13 protein-coding genes and 1 riboswitch are annotated in these 15,470 nt (G+C 39.9%); of the genes, 6 read left to right on the top strand and 7 right to left on the bottom strand.

Annotation, left to right across the window (positions count from 1 at the left end; genetic code table 11):
• Nucleotides 1-48: 48 nt before the first annotated feature.
• The 5 genes from H8700_RS11780 to H8700_RS11760 all read right to left on the bottom strand — a co-directional run bounded on the left by H8700_RS11780 (nt 49) and on the right by H8700_RS11760 (nt 4,536).
• The gene (locus H8700_RS11780; protein WP_249305783.1) at nt 49-846 is read right to left on the bottom strand and encodes an ABC transporter ATP-binding protein; all 798 of its coding nucleotides are present in this window, start codon (nt 844-846) and stop codon (nt 49-51) included.
• Nucleotides 840-1,796, bottom strand: a complete 957-nt coding sequence (locus tag H8700_RS11775; protein ID WP_249305781.1) for an ABC transporter permease — start codon at nt 1,794-1,796, stop codon at nt 840-842. Before H8700_RS11775 ends, H8700_RS11780 begins: the two co-directional genes overlap by 7 nt.
• 40 nt (nt 1,797-1,836) lie before the next feature.
• Nucleotides 1,837-2,262: an HIT family protein gene (locus H8700_RS11770; RefSeq protein WP_249305779.1), complete on the bottom strand. Its 426-nt coding sequence runs from the start codon at nt 2,260-2,262 to the stop codon at nt 1,837-1,839.
• A 106-nt stretch (nt 2,263-2,368) separates the two neighbouring features.
• Nucleotides 2,369-3,364 carry an SCP2 sterol-binding domain-containing protein gene (locus tag H8700_RS11765; protein ID WP_022141536.1) on the bottom strand — a complete coding sequence of 332 codons (996 nt, stop codon included), beginning with the start codon at nt 3,362-3,364 and terminating at the stop codon, nt 2,369-2,371.
• The gene (locus H8700_RS11760; RefSeq protein ID WP_249305777.1) at nt 3,361-4,536 is read right to left on the bottom strand and encodes a rhomboid family intramembrane serine protease; all 1,176 of its coding nucleotides are present in this window, start codon (nt 4,534-4,536) and stop codon (nt 3,361-3,363) included. The genes H8700_RS11765 and H8700_RS11760 overlap by 4 nt, the downstream gene beginning before the upstream one ends.
• Nucleotides 4,537-4,852: 316 nt before the next feature.
• Here H8700_RS11760 and H8700_RS11755 point away from each other — a divergent pair, with 316 nt between their 5' ends.
• The 6 genes from H8700_RS11755 to H8700_RS11730 all read left to right on the top strand — a co-directional run bounded on the left by H8700_RS11755 (nt 4,853) and on the right by H8700_RS11730 (nt 11,612).
• The gene (locus H8700_RS11755; RefSeq protein WP_249305775.1) at nt 4,853-5,665 is read left to right on the top strand and encodes a hypothetical protein; all 813 of its coding nucleotides are present in this window, start codon (nt 4,853-4,855) and stop codon (nt 5,663-5,665) included.
• Between the two features lie 15 nt (nt 5,666-5,680).
• Nucleotides 5,681-6,403, top strand: a complete 723-nt coding sequence (locus H8700_RS11750) for a helix-turn-helix domain-containing protein (RefSeq protein WP_022141533.1) — start codon at nt 5,681-5,683, stop codon at nt 6,401-6,403.
• Nucleotides 6,404-6,539: 136 nt separating this feature from the next.
• Entirely contained in the window at nt 6,540-7,097 is a 558-nt protein-coding gene (rfbC, locus tag H8700_RS11745) for a dTDP-4-dehydrorhamnose 3,5-epimerase (RefSeq protein WP_249305773.1), read from the top strand.
• Nucleotides 7,098-7,258: 161 nt separating this feature from the next.
• Nucleotides 7,259-8,122, top strand: a complete 864-nt coding sequence (gene rfbD / locus H8700_RS11740) for a dTDP-4-dehydrorhamnose reductase (protein ID WP_249305771.1) — start codon at nt 7,259-7,261, stop codon at nt 8,120-8,122.
• 16 nt (nt 8,123-8,138) lie between these two features.
• Entirely contained in the window at nt 8,139-9,293 is a 1,155-nt protein-coding gene (locus H8700_RS11735) for a CgeB family protein (RefSeq protein WP_249305769.1), read from the top strand.
• 198 nt (nt 9,294-9,491) lie between these two features.
• Nucleotides 9,492-11,612, top strand: a complete 2,121-nt coding sequence (locus H8700_RS11730; protein ID WP_249305767.1) for an aminopeptidase — start codon at nt 9,492-9,494, stop codon at nt 11,610-11,612.
• Between the two features lie 14 nt (nt 11,613-11,626).
• Here the strand turns inward: H8700_RS11730 and H8700_RS11725 are convergent, their stop codons facing one another.
• Both H8700_RS11725 and H8700_RS11720 read right to left on the bottom strand, forming a co-directional pair.
• Nucleotides 11,627-12,586 (bottom strand): metal ABC transporter substrate-binding protein, encoded by a 960-nt coding sequence (locus H8700_RS11725; RefSeq protein WP_249305764.1) that lies wholly within the window; start codon nt 12,584-12,586, stop codon nt 11,627-11,629.
• Between the two features lie 425 nt (nt 12,587-13,011).
• On the bottom strand, nt 13,012-15,183 hold the full coding sequence (locus H8700_RS11720; RefSeq protein ID WP_249305761.1) for a DUF4430 domain-containing protein: 2,172 nt from the start codon (nt 15,181-15,183) through the stop codon (nt 13,012-13,014).
• A gap of 44 nt (nt 15,184-15,227) precedes the next feature.
• Nucleotides 15,228-15,440: riboswitch (cobalamin riboswitch) on the bottom strand.
• Nucleotides 15,441-15,470: the final 30 nt, after the last annotated feature.

The following is a 15,470-nucleotide window of genomic DNA, read 5'->3' as shown; positions in this document are numbered from 1 at the left end:
TGTAGCAGAGCTTTTTTATCGTCGCACAAAATATACTATCTACGCAGTTTATTTACTGAGCAGTGCCTTATCATTTGCAAACTCTTCCCCACTGATCTCTTCAAACTTATGAAGAAGATCTTCTACGGTCAGTTTCTTCTTTTCTTCTCCCTTGATATCTAAGATGACTTTTCCTTCATTCATCATGATCAGCCGATTGCCATGCACGATCGCATCACGCATATTATGTGTAACCATCATTGCTGTCAGATTGTTTTCTTCAATCATCTTATCGGATAATGCAAGCACTTTGGCGGCTGTCTTAGGATCAAGAGCAGCTGTATGCTCATCGAGCAAAAGAAGCTTTGGTTTCTTTAAGGTTGCCATCAAAAGAGTCAATGCCTGTCTTTGGCCACCTGACAAAAGACCGACTTTGGATGTCATGCGATCTTCAAGTCCGAGATCTAACATCTTTAATAACTCTCTGTATTCTTCTTTTTCTTTCTTTGTGATACCCCAGCTTAATCCACGTCTTTTTCCACGTCTGGCAGCCAATGCAAGATTTTCTTCAATCTCCATTGTTGCTGTCGTACCATTCATTGGATCTTGAAAAACACGTCCTAAGAAAGCTGCTCTTTTATGCTCCGGAAGACCTGTTACGTCCTGTCCGTCAATAATGATATTTCCGGTGTCGATCGGCCAGACACCTGCGATCGCATTCAGAACGGTTGATTTACCGGCACCATTGCCACCGATCACTGTTACGAAATCACCTTCATCTAATCGTAGATTTACACCATTCAGTGCTTTCTTTTCATTGATCGTTCCAAGATTAAAAGTTTTATGGATATTGACTAATTCTAACATGCCTTACTGCCTCCCTTCGCTGCTTTTCGATATGAGTTTTTCATCTTACCGCGCATGTATGGCACAGCAAGGAAAACAGCTACTACGATCGCTGAGAACAGTTTCATATCGATCGATGGCAGACCAAGCCAGCATACAAAACTGATAACGATATAGTAAATAATACTTCCGATCGCTACAAAAAGAAGTCTTCCGCAGAAGTTTAACTTCTTTCCAAATAATGCCTCTCCAAGCACTTCACCAATGATAACAGATGCAAGACCGATAACGATCGAACCTCGTCCCATATTCACATCACAGTTCCCCTGATACTGTGCTAAGATTCCGCCTGCAAATCCTACCAGACCATTTGAAAAGACAAGTGCGATAACTTTTGCGACAGAAGTATTGATACCCTGCGCTCTTGACATATTAGGATTGCATCCGGTTGCACGGATCGTAAATCCCATCTCTGTTCCAAAGAACCAATATAAAACAGCGATCACAGCAATCGTAATGATTGCCGTAACCAGAATCGTATGTGAAATCTCACGCAATGTTACGATCAATGGAAACTGGTCTACACTTATCGCCTGATTTGCTTTTCCCCCGGTGATATTCAAATTAACGGAATACAATGCGATCTGCGTCAGAATACCTGCTAATATATCAGGGATTCCAAATACAGTATGTAAAACACCGGTAATAAATCCTGCTGCCATGCCTGCTATAAATGCAACAACTAATGATACGACCGGTGAATATCCATTCAGGATCATCATAGCTGTTACCGCACCACCTGTTGCCAAGGTTCCATCCACGGTCAGATCGGCAAAATCCAGAATCTTAAAAGTAATATATACACCGATCGACATAATACCCCAGATCAATCCCTGTGAAACACTACCCGGCAATGCCCTGAGTAATGCTACAGGATCTAATGCTCCCAATACGGGAATTAAACTTAACATTTACTTGTTCCTCCATTCATTTTGATGTTTTTTTATCTTCTTAGTCTGCAAATGCTTCACGGATCTTTTTTGCAAGCTCTTCGGTATCCGTTCTCTGTGTCGGTTTCCATTGGATCTCTACGGTATCATCCTGATAACGCGGGATCAGATGAACATGCAGATGAAATACCGTCTGTCCTGCAAGCGCACCATTGTTTTGTAACACATTAACGCCTTCACAGTCAAGAACATCCTTTAACACCGCAGCACATTTTTTTGCAACCGGCATTACCTCTTTACACCAGTCATCCGGGAGTTCATACAGATTGGCTGCATGTGTCTTCGGCAAAATGATACAATGTCCTTTTGATGCCGGATTGATATCCATGATCACACGAAAATGTTCATCCTCATAAATCGTATTCGATGAAATCTCACCATTGGCTATTTTACAAAAAATACAATCGTCCTTTACTGTTTTTTCCATACTTTCTTCTCTTCCTTTCTGCATCACAAACGGATGTCTCTTTATTTTTATCTCAGATGAAAACGAATGTTTTCAGACTGCCAAACCTTACAGCTTACCAACAACTTTATCGAAAACGAAACAGTGAGTCAAATGTATGAAGTACACGAAAGTTTCCTTTTGCTGTCAGTTCTCCACCCATAAATGCTGTCTGAAGCGGTGCTTCACCATGGATTACTTTTTCAAGGATCTGCTTTGTAGAACGGATCTCTACATCTGCATCCTCTTTCTCTCCATAATAGCAGTTTAACGCACCATTATCAATTTCAAATACAAGCTTCTTTTGAATATCGGTCAGTTCCCATTGGAAAGACAGGGCAACATTCGGGATTGGCTGAAATGCCTCTTTAAATTCCTGTATATAGGGTTCCTCCTCTTTTTGCCCGGCATCGTCACCAAGCATCGCTTTAAACATCTGTGAAAGTTCCTGGATATCTTCTTTTTGCTGGCGCACATACGATTCATCCGATACAAATTCAGATAGCTGCTCGCTTTCCTGTGGTGTCAGACGAATCGCTTTTGGCTGCATGACATTTTCCCTGACTGCCATACTGCTGGATGGTAAAGAGCTCATTTTCTTTGAAAAAACACGATAGAAGTTTTCAATACTTTTTTCGATCAGATACGAATATTCGGTACTTGTTTCAAAGGTTGCCGTGTCGTTGACATATGCACAAATGCCATTACAGGGAATACCACCAAGCATTTCCCATGCTTTTACCATTGTAAATTGTGCCTCTTTTTCTCCATATGTGGTGGAGAGAACAACCGGCATCATATAAAGTGATTTGATCTTTTCTTTGTCACCATATAACCAGCAGGCATCCAGAAACTGCCACAAAAGACCACCGATCCCCATCCATTCTACCGAGGCTGCCAGAACAATCGCATCGGCTTCTTTTAATGTTTTGGGAAGCATCGAAATTCCTCTTTTATCTTCATACAGATTATATCTTTGTACTTTCACATTTAATTCATCTAATACTTTGCTGACCTTATCCATAACATAGATTGCCGGATCGTCGATCAGACCTCGTCCACCATAATAGATATTTACTTTCATGACACACCTCGCCTTTTTTGTAGCATCGTAAGTATCCATGCCAAAATAAATCCGGCAATAAAGCCGCCAAAATGAGCTGCATTATCAACACCCTGGCTGGTCAGACCACCATATAAACTAAGTGCAGCCATAACAGCGATCTGTCTGACCGTATAGCGGTCTTCCTCATTCCGTCTTGCCAGAACAACAAAAAGCATAGCCCCGATCACACCAAAGATCGCACCGGAAGCACCTATGGATACCACGTTATCATTCTGCAGCATATTATACCCCATCGACGCACAGCCTGCAAGGATTCCCGATGCCAGATACAGGATACCGTAACGAATGCTTCCTATCTTCTCTTCCAGACAGGAACCGACATAACCAAGGATCAGCATATTATTAAAAATATGTTCCAGATTGCTATGCAAAAACATACAAGTCAAAAGACGGTACCATTGCCCCTGCTCTAACACGGCATACCAGCTTAAAGCACCGGCATTGACAATCGCATCATTTTGACTATACGCAAAAAGATCCGTATACAAAAAAACAAGAACGTTTAATACAATGATTATAATGTTGCACCATGGAAGTTTTTGCGTTTTCAATGCATTCCAATTAAAATTCGAGCGATATCTTTGTGTATTCTGCCAGCTTCCGTTATTTTGCTGTTGCCAATTTCCATTGTTCTGCCGGTTTTCATTGCCTTGCTGCTGTCCATACCGATCATTCGAGTTAGAAATTCCCGGAAAAATCTGTTCTAATGGTTTGCGAAGTTCCAGAAAACTTTGGTCAGAGGTTTCAAAAACCATAAGACAACGCCTTGACGGAATGATCCTCCAAAAACAGTCCTGCCCCTGAAACAGACGATGTACACTTTCTTCCTCTTCACTGACTAACAGATAGAGGAAACGACTGTAAAAGCAGTCCTTCTTTCTTAAAAAATCCCGGATCTGCTCTGCAATATGCAAAAACTGTTCCCGGCTCAATGTATTTCCAACTGTTTCATCTACTGTCACAACGACATATCCGTTCTGTCCTTCCTGCCTTAAAGCCATATAAACGCCCGGTATATTTAACCGGATATCCCGATAGTCATATCGTTTTAACACCGAAACAATTTCCTGATAGATCATGTTTTCACCTTTCCCTTCCGTTATTGCTTCTTTTGTGTTTCTTTGTAACATTTTCTTTTTGTATCTATTACAAAATTTCTTCTACCATTCCTTTTGTGTATCATAACAAAACGCTTCTTTTTATTCCAGTATATTTACCATAATAAAAGCTTAACATTCCCCTTTTATATCACTTCTGCAATGTGAAAATCCCGCTCTGTTCCGGCACAATTGTCGAAGAAAGCGAAAATTTGACATACGAACACTCCTTTTGTCTGCTGCCAGACGAGGTATCATAGAAACAGCCACTGTAATAATGCATTCCCGGAATCTTCTGAGTAAAAATTTTCGAGAGTACATTAATAAATCAAAGGAGGTTATAACTATTTTGAAAGATTTATGCGAAGATCGACGTTTACTGCTGGGGATGGTAATATGCACTGCAGCTTCCATCCTGTTAAAATGCATTTGTGCAATAATATACCATAAGCTGTTACACGACTCACGACAGCTTCAGACAACGAAAAACAAATGGCTTCGTGCTATGCTTACAAAATACGAGGCAAGTTATAAGATCCGAATATCCATCAATGACCCGGATTGTTTTGTAAGCCGGCATTTAGAACGGTACCATGTATTTAAGCTGTCTCTTTATACATTAGAAAATACCGATCTTTTTGCCACAGCACTCCTGATCAGTACTTCCCTGCTGGCTCTGATCCAGGGAATAGCCGGCAGACAGCCGATGAGACAGCTTCTCTTACAGATTCTTATCCCACTCTTTTTACTGTCTTTGATCGGATTAAGTGAAATGCTTTTTAGGATCCGTCACAAAAAAAGATGTCTTAAACTGCAACTGTTAGATTATCTTGAAAATACAATCCAGTCCAAGCTTGAAAATCAATATCTTCACCCGGAACTACAAAAAGCGTACCAAAATGCATACTTTGATATTACATCAAGCTTAGAAGGACAGGATCGCCTGGATCATATGGTGCAATTAGAAAAAATGAATCAAAAAGAACGGGAAGAAAAGCCGAAAAGTACCTTTAGCAAAGAAATGCGGGAATTGATCGATTCTCTGGTGCAGGAAGAAAAACTCGCAAAAGACATTCAGCAGATCGAGCAGGAAAACACTGCTACTGCCGCAACAAAAGAAAAAATGCAACTGATCGAAGAAATTATCAAAGAATATCTCTAGGAGGACATTACCATCATGGAAAAATTTCATACTATTTCGGATACAGCCAGACAACTATCGGTTGAACCGCACGTTCTACGTTACTGGGAAGATGAATTGGATCTACAGATTCACCGCAATGCCAAAGGGCATCGTTTTTATGTCAACTCTGACCTTGCTCTTTTACAAAATATCAAAGAATTAAAAGAAAAAGGCTTTCAACTTAAAGCGATCAAACTTCTTTTGCCGGACATTAAAACAGTATGTACTTATGATACGCAGAAATTATACCGGCTCCGCGAGGAGTTAAATAATCGTGTCTTAGAAGAAAGCATGTCGCATTCCATGGAACATAGCGCACAGGTAATGCCGCTTCATCCTCATGCCACCTCATTAGATGCCTCGTATTCCAATGATACGCCAAAAGCTGTGGATTCCTCTGATAAATTACAGCAATTTGAGAATATTTTGCATCAAATGATCTCTTCTGCATTGACAGACTGTATCGGTGATACAAAAGAAGAAATCTGTGAAGAAGTCAGTACACGACTGTTAAAAGAGATCCATTACCTTTCGCGACAGCGGCAGGATCTGCAGGAACAACAGATTACCCTGTTAAACAAAATCCTGTCAGAGGTACGGGAAGATCTTGCCGAAACCGCATCGAGTTGTGAAAATCCGATCCCCGCAGCAAAGTCACGAAAAGAAGCATCTGCCAAGTCCAAAAGGCACAAAAAATTATTTGCTAAGTCTCGCTAATAATGCTATAGTATAAATAGTATGTCTTCGCTCATACAATATAGAAAAAAGAGTCGTTTTAGAAATTATTTCTAAAAAAATGTTTGAACATTTTTTTTGGAAACAATTTCTCCGATTCTAAATTTGGAGGCAGGAAATGGGAAAATTTCAAATTGAACAATGTGGACAGATCGAGGGGTTATATTTGATCCAGCCAACAGTCTTTGGGGATAATCGTGGCTATTTTATGGAAACATATAACTATAATGAATTCAAAGAACTGGGACTGGATATGGTCTTTGTACAGGATAATCAGTCAAAATCAACAAAGGGCGTTCTGCGTGGTATGCACTACCAGAAAGAACATACACAGGGCAAGCTTGTCCGTGTGATCAGCGGTAAAGTCTATGATGTTGTTGTTGATATCCGCAAAGATTCAAAAACATATGGTCAGTGGTATGGCGCTACTCTTTCTGCCGAGGAAAAAAATATGATGTATGTACCGGAAGGATTTGCACATGGTTTTTATGTTTTATCGGACACAGCAGAGTTTTTGTATAAATGTACAGACTTTTATGATCCGTCTTCCGAAGCCGGAATTATGTGGAACGATCCGACGATCCGGATTGACTGGCCAATACCGGAAGGAGAAACTCCGATCATTTCGGAAAAGGATACGAAACATCCAAATTTCTCATCCGCTATTTATTTATAAGATTTCTATTCTTAAAAGTATTAGTAATATCGCAACATAAGAAAAGAACATGATATAAAAACAAAATTTGTTCTTACGACTAAAAAATAATCACACCGTAAAATGCCATTCTACTCACACAGTAGCTTTGGCATTTTCTTATAACAAAAAGGAGGCCGCCTATGAAAAAGATTTTAGTAACCGGCAGTAACGGACAGCTCGGCCGTGCTTTGCACCAATTGTTGCAAAACAGCGATGCTGATGTCACATATACAACATCAAAAGACTTAGATATCCGTGATGAAAAAGCAGTTCATGCATTCGTACAAACGTGCAACCCTGACCTGATCATCAATGCAGCAGCACATACTGCGGTTGATCTTTGTGAATCAGACAAAGAAAATGCTTATGCGATCAATGCCAACGGTCCAAAATATCTGGCTATGGCAGCAAAAGAAATTGATGCGGAACTCGTTCATGTATCAACAGATTATGTCTTTGACGGCACATCTTCCAGACCATATCTCGAAACCGATACACCATGCCCGCAAAGCGTCTATGGAAGTTCCAAGCTTGCCGGTGAAAAGAACGTTATGGAAAGTATGAAGAAATATTACATCGTACGTACAGCATGGCTTTATGGCGATGGCAAAAACTTTGTCCGCACAATGCTTCGTCTGGCAAAAGATCATGACATGCTGACTGTTGTCAATGACCAGTTCGGATCACCGACTTCTGCGTTAGAGCTTGCCCGCATGATCTTATATATCATTGACAAAAAAGACTACGGCATTTACCATGCCACTTGTGAAGGAATTACAAGCTGGTATGATTTTGCAAGAGAGATCTTTAAGCAGGCTTCTGTTTCCATTCAGGTCAAACCGGTTTCAACCGAAGAGTATCCGGCAGCGATTGCCAAAAGACCTGCCTATTCGGTATTGGAAAATGCACATCTTCATGCACTTGGTGATTACCGGATGAAAGACTGGAAAGATGCGTTAAAAGAATATATGGCAGACAATGAACCGATAAAGGCATCTGAATAAGACACAGGAGAAAATTGTGAGAATTTTATTTTATCAATGGAATGCATATAATTTATATGATATCAAAGAAACCTTATCTGCTTTGGGGCATGAAGTTGTCATGCTTGACAAACCGATACCGCATATCGAAAAAGATGATACCTATACAGACTGGCTTGCTGACTCTTTGAAAAAAGCTTCTTTTGACATTGTTTTCTCAATTAATTTTTTCCCGGTGCTGGCAACCGCCTGTCATGAAAGTGCAACGCCCTATGTCTGCTGGAATTGTGACAGTCCTTTGCTAGCGATGTATCATCAAGCTGTTTTTTATCCGACGAATTTCATTTTTACATTTGATCGTACCAATGTAGAAGAAATGCACGCTCTCGGCGTTAAAAATGTATTTCATCTTCCGCTTGCGGCAGCAGCAAAAAGGTTAAACACACAGATCGACAAAACAAAAGAAGTGCTGTATCCGGTCAGCTTCATTGGCAGATTGTATGAAAAGAACTCTTATGACCGTATTGCTGCAAAACTCCCGGATTATCTTGCAGGTTATCTGGAATGTGCAATGAATGCACAGCTTGCGGTATCGGATGGCAATCTTTTTGATCTGCTTTTAACCGATGAGATCTGTGACCGGTTAGAAGAAATTACAGATTACAGGCAAAGTGACGATTCTTTTGCCGATATCCGAATGCTCTTTGCAACAACCGTTCTCGGCTTTAAGACAGCATCCATGGAACGGATACGCAATCTGAATGCACTTTCGCTATCCGGCAGCAAAGTGCATCTTTTTACCGATAGTACAACCAATCCCTTAGTTGGTGTAACAATCCATCCGTCTGTAGATTACCTGTCGCAAATGCCTCAGATCTTTTACCAAAGCGGAATCAATCTGAATATGACGATTCCAAACATCAAAAGCGGTATTCCGCTTCGTGTCTGGGATATCTTAGGCAGTCAGTCTTTTCTTCTGACAAACTATCAGTCGGAATTGTGTGAACACTTTACACCCGGAAAACATTTTGCTATCTTTGAAAGCAAAGAAGATCTGACCGCAAAAGTTGATTTTTATCTTCGTCACGATACATTACGCCAAAAGATTGCTCTTACCGGATGGGAGGCAATACAAAAAGACCATACTTATGAACAGCGAATACGACAGATCATGCAGATTATTCAGCAATAAAACAACTTTGCAATACTCCCATAAAAAGTATAAGCAATTCTTGCGATTCGTTTTGACATGAAATCGAAATCGCAAGAATCATACACACAATTTAGCGAAAATGCATGGCGGTCACAATGCTTCTTTCACAATGTTTGTGAAAATACCATTTTACATCCACAATTAGCAAATATTTTGTAATAGAAATGAGGATAACTTATGAATTTTTTAGAAGAAAAAGAACAATATCAGGAACGTTTTCAATTAGCAACAGACAGGATCAGACAGATTCGGGAAGAATGTAACAGCTCTTCTAAAGAGTCTTTTAACGATCCGGCTATAACCGAAAAAACAGCTCCGGCTATTGCAACACGCGGAGAAGCTTTTATGCAATACAGCTATTGTGTATCTTCTTTTCTTTTAAAGATCTGTTCTTTCTATCAAAAGAAAATGAATGGTGAGCTTTCCGACCTTTCTTTACAGGAATGGCAGAGTTTAAACCGTGATCTTTACGAGGATGTCCTGGATACCAATTACGAAAAGAGCTTTGCAAATCCTGCCTATGCCTGTGAAAGGTTAGGACAGGATTATGGGCAGGTGCTTAGTGCTGTTTATACAGAACTCCGCGGTAATATTGTATATGCTTTTGAAGACCGCCTTTTCTTTCTGACTACTTCCTTTGAATTATTTATCGAGATCTATAATCTGTTAGAACAGGAAGATACCGGTGCAAAAGAGATCCGTTCTGCATTATACTATTACTTCTTTGATTATGCGGATATCACCGTTGCCGACAGCTTACATGATTCCTTTGATCCGTCAAGAAATTTTGCAACCGATATCATTTGTCATTGTGATTTAGAAGATTTACGATACCTATATTATTTTGGCGAATATATTTCTGAAAACGAGCTGGAAACAGCAAAATATCTGAATACGCTGTCAGACAAACAGATCCATGATATGGCTTTTACATTCACCGACGGCTATCGCAGAGGCTTTGCACTATATGACATTGATCTTTCTGTCAAAAAGACAGTCAATATCCGTTACCATCTTGGCTTTGAACGTCTGATACGTGAAGTCATTGCACAATTTCAGGAATTGGGCTTACAGCCTTGTATTTATCGTGCCGCTGTCAGTATCAGCCGCAGAAACCTGCGTGGCAAAGTCGGTTATTATGGTGCTTCTCCAAACAAACAATATGAATATGACCATCGTATGGATGATGCACTTTTTTATGACAAAGCTTATGCAGACCGCAGATTACAGGAGCAGGAACTCGCATTAAAGTCCATCGAAGATCTTTGTATGGACTTTGCCGGTCCTGCCCTGATCGAGACTTTCGGAGAGACACCGTTTAACCCGGTTGAGAAAAAAGAAGCTCTCCAATATAGTGCGAAACAGCAAAAACGAAAAGTCGAATACCAAGCAGCTAATGGGGCATTAGTCAACCGTTTTATCCCCGGAGACCAGACAAGCTTTTCTATCATTGCTTATCCTTTACCGGAGATTGGAAAACAGTATCAGGACATTTTTGCTGATACAATTTCGGTGAATACATTGGATCAGGAAAAATATCTCACTATCCAGAGTAAGATCATTGATGCTTTGGATCGTGCCGACTACGTTACGGTTACAGGACGCAAAAAGAATAAGACCGATCTGACCATTGCACTGACACCGCTTAGCGATCCTGCGAAAGAAACACGCTTTGAGAATTGTCTTGCAGATGTCAATATTCCATTAGGTGAGGTCTTTACTTCACCAAAATTATCCGGTACAAACGGAACACTTCATGTTACAAAAGTCTTTTTAAATGATCTGGAATATCATGATCTGTCACTCGTTTTTGAAGATGGTGTTGTTAAAGACTACAGCTGTAGTAACTTTAATTCCAAAGAAAAGAATAAAAAATATATTCATGACAATATTCTGTTCCACCATGATATGCTTCCTATGGGCGAATTTGCGATTGGGACAAATACAACCGCTTATGCGATGGGCAAAAAATATAACATTTCCCATCTGCTTCCTATCCTGATCGCAGAAAAAACAGGTCCTCACTTTGCAATCGGAGATACCTGTTTTTCTCATGAAGAAGATCTTGTCACATACAACCCGGATGGAAAGCAGATGATCGCAAAAGAAAATGATTATTCCGTTTTGCGTCATACCGATGTGACAAAAGCTTATTTTAATTGTCACACGGATATCACGATCCCATATGACGAATTGGGCGATATTTGCATTCATTGTGCTGACGGAGAAGTAATATGTCTGATACAGAATGGACGTTTCGTTCTTCCGGGAACCGAATCACTAAATGAAATGCTGTAAAACACATCCGGCACTTAGTTAAGTGCTTCTTTCAGAACAGATACATTATCCTGCATCAATTCTAAATAACCACGTCCTTTATCAAAATCCGTCTTACTGACATTATGCACAGCGTTAAGCTGTGCTTTTTTTGCACCGGTTTCTTTACAGATCGTATCTGCCATTTTATCACTGGATAATTCCATATGAAAAACAACCGGAATATGATCTTCTTTGACTTTATCGATCAGAAAGGAAATCGTTTCGGCACTCGCACCGGTCTGTGTTGAGCAGCCCGGATATGCTGCATAGTAGGTCAGTCCATAAGCATCGGCAAAATATCGAAACGGAAAACGGTCTGCCACGATGATTTCTTTTCTTTTTGCATTCTGAACCACATCGGTAAATTGTGCATCAAGATCCTGCAGCTTCTCAATGTAAGAGGCGGCATTCTTTTGGTATGTCTTTGCATTCTTTGCATCCATCTTACATAACTTATCCCGAAGATGTTCCACGATCTGGATCGCATTTTTCGGAGAAGTCCATACATGTTCGTCAAATTCTTTTTCCTTGTCTTCCTGTCCTTCTTCCTCTGTTTGCATACCTTCTACAACTTCTTCTTCCACAACATTGCTGACGCAATCCATTAATTTGATTGTCTGTAAATTCTTATTATCTACGGATTCCATGATCTTTTCAGACCATGCATCGGATTCCCCGCCGATCGTTACAAACAGATCTGCTGACTGTACACTTGCAACATCTTTTGGTGTCGGATCAAATGCATGAAGATCGGCTCCCGGCAACATAAGCATGCTCAGGTTAATCTTATCTCCGGCAATATGACGTAAAAAATCATATTCTGCAAATACGGTCGCAACTACTTTTAATCGTCCATCCTTCTTTTTTGTATCAACAACGCTGCTACAGCCTGTAAATGTAGTGCATAAAAGGCTGCATAGCACAATAAAACATACCATTTTCTTCGCTTTCATAATAACGTTCCTTTCCCTATCCACATTTTCTTTTTTATTTCATGATTTATATTATGGCATTATCTTCTTTTTTATTTCATGATTTGAAAACGTTTTTCATTTTACTTCAATACAACATATTTGTCAACTATGAAAAATGACAAAATGCGATTATCGGATACGATAAAAATCCTATAATGACACACAATGAAAAGTTCCAACATACTATAGCTAAGACAGAAGGTTCTTTTAAAATCTTTCATAAAAGCGCACGCACGACATACAATAAAAAGCTCCGGAATACTATATCCAAGGCAAAATACAATTTTGATATCTTTCCGTGAAAGTACAAAAACAGCCCTGTTGAAAAGAATTCTTTCTATTAAGAAATTTTTCTTTTACAAAAGAGCTGTCTTTAGATGATTCTAAGGAATAAGTTTTCTGTATTATTTTACTTTTTTGCTTTTTACTTTGCTGTATGCACTCTTGTTCTTGCCATTCAAAGCACGCACACGTACATAATATGTTTTCTTTGATCTTAATTTCTTAAATACTGCTTTCGTTCCTTTTTTCACAGTCTTTTTCAAAACATTTTTCTTGAATTTCTTGTTTGTAGAAACTTCTACAACATATTTCTTCGCATTTTTCACCTTAGCAAACTGTACGGTTAATGTCTTCTTACCTGCTTTTACTTTCTTGATCACAGGCTTTCTTAATGTAGTCTTCTTTGTCTGTTTAGAAGGCTTCTTCGTCGGTACCGGTGCTTTTGTCGGTGTTACCGGCGTATTGGTTGGTACTGTTGTTACTACAGGAGGGTTCGTTGGCTCTTCTTTCTTAATGATAGAGAAGTTTACTCTCTGGTTCATATAATAGTCGCCGATACCCTGTACAACTGCATATGCTGTCTTATCTCCGGCTGCAATGTTTTCAAAATATGTCACACGGTAATCCGTATCTTTTACTATAGTCTTGCCATTTGCTGTTACGACAACCTCCGGTGTACAAGCTTCTCCGGTATATGTCTGGTCAGCGATCTGGCTGATCATATCGGCAGTTAATTCTGTCTTTTTGCTTTCTTTTGCTGTATATGCTACATCATCTACGAGATCAAAAAGTCCGCTTTCACTGTTTTCTGCACGGATGCATGCTGTTAAACCACGTAAAAGCTGTTCCGGCTGGTATCCCATTAAAGCTGCATCAACTGTACCTGTCTTTTCATCAACGAAAGAAGCGGCTGCATCAAAGACGGTATTACCATTCTTAATAAAATCATATACCGTATCTTCATCCTGTGTGATCGGTGCAATATCAAAGCAGCCCATTGTGATCATGATCTGCGCCAATGTCCATACATTACCATTTGGATTCCATGAATCTGTTCCAAACTTGCCATCACTTCCCTGCATGGTTGCAAGTAAGCCAAGAACTTTATCTACGGCTGTATCTACATCATCACCGGATACTTCTCCGATTCCTGTTCCAACATATGGTGCAAGTGCCTGAATGGTCATTGCTGCACTATCCCATGATTTCCACAGAATTGACTGCGTGATCTGTGCATCTACCTGATCTAAGAGCTCTTTTACGATCTCTTCTCTTGTGATATATGCATCACCTTCCGGAATTTCTGCATCCATCGCATCTAATGCAAAAAGTACCATTGGTGCTCTTACTGTAATATAACTGTTGGAACCTTCATAAATTGAACGGTCAGCTAATTTTTCAATCAGGTCAACACCACCTACGTCTTTTGGATTTTTGCCAAGTGCCTCTACACAAAGTGCTGCTTTGGCATAGAAAGTAGAGGCATAACCACCTGCAATAATCTGGTCGAAAGAAATTTCTTTTCCCTGTGTATCGTAAACTTTCTTACCGGCTTTGATCGCTGCAAACTGCTTCTCGATCTTTGTATAAACTGCATCATAAAATGCCTGTACATCGGCATCATCTTTACCGTAATTTGCTCTTGCAAGAGAAAATACAGTATATAAGCTGTTGATATCATCTAAGCCGGGTACCACTTTTCCGTTTTCAAACTGTGTCTTGTAAATAGTACCGGCAAGTGCCTGTTCTTTTAACTTTGCTGTATTAACAAGCGTTTCTGCCTGTGCTTCATTAGGATCCTTGCTATTATCATCCTTGAAGCTGTCACATTCTACATTTGTATAATCAGATGTATATACATAACTGATCCGGTCATTGTTCTTTAATTTATAGTTTCCGGCTACTACGCTTGCAGCCTCACCATTGACGCCAAAGCTCCAATATACATAAGTATAAGTTGCAGGATCAATTGCTACAGTTCCCATACCATCGATCTCATCAATCGTGTCACCATAAGATTCCGTTTTGACTTTATACTTGTCTTTATAACCATTTGTATCCAATACCTGCTGTAATGCATCCAGTGCTGTCGATCCTTCATCCAACAAAACAGGTGTCTTGTCAATCTTGATCGCAGATCCTGTGGCTGCATCATTTTCTACTGCTACATACGCTAAAACCTTTGCTTTGGTTTCGGCTGCTTTCGCTGCAGAACCATTCCATGCTCCGCTCGCTGTGCTGCTGACAACTAATGCAAATGCCAGTATCGCACTCCATAACTTCTTTGTCTTCATGTTTCCTTCCTTTCTGAACTTCCCACCGAAGTCCAACTATACTTTTTGTGTTTCGATCGTCAGCAGGTCTCCTGGCTCAAACTCAACATTTTATCTGCCTTCCCATGAATCCGTTCACAGTGGCTTTTCTACCTATATTATATAAAGTAAAAATCAGATAAAACTCCTTTTTACAGTAGCGGGGGCTGCCACAGATTCTCACTGTGTTCCCTTTTCAAACTGCCCGTTCACAGTTCACTGACAATTTTACAGTTTAGCACAGTCATTTCGTGATGTAAAGGACAAAA

The organism is Jutongia hominis (assembly GCF_014384965.1).
In the GTDB taxonomy this organism is placed as follows: Bacteria; Bacillota; Clostridia; order Lachnospirales; family Lachnospiraceae; genus Butyribacter; species Butyribacter hominis.
Note: the sequence above shows the minus strand (reverse complement) of the source record. Positions and strands in the feature narration are given on the sequence as shown.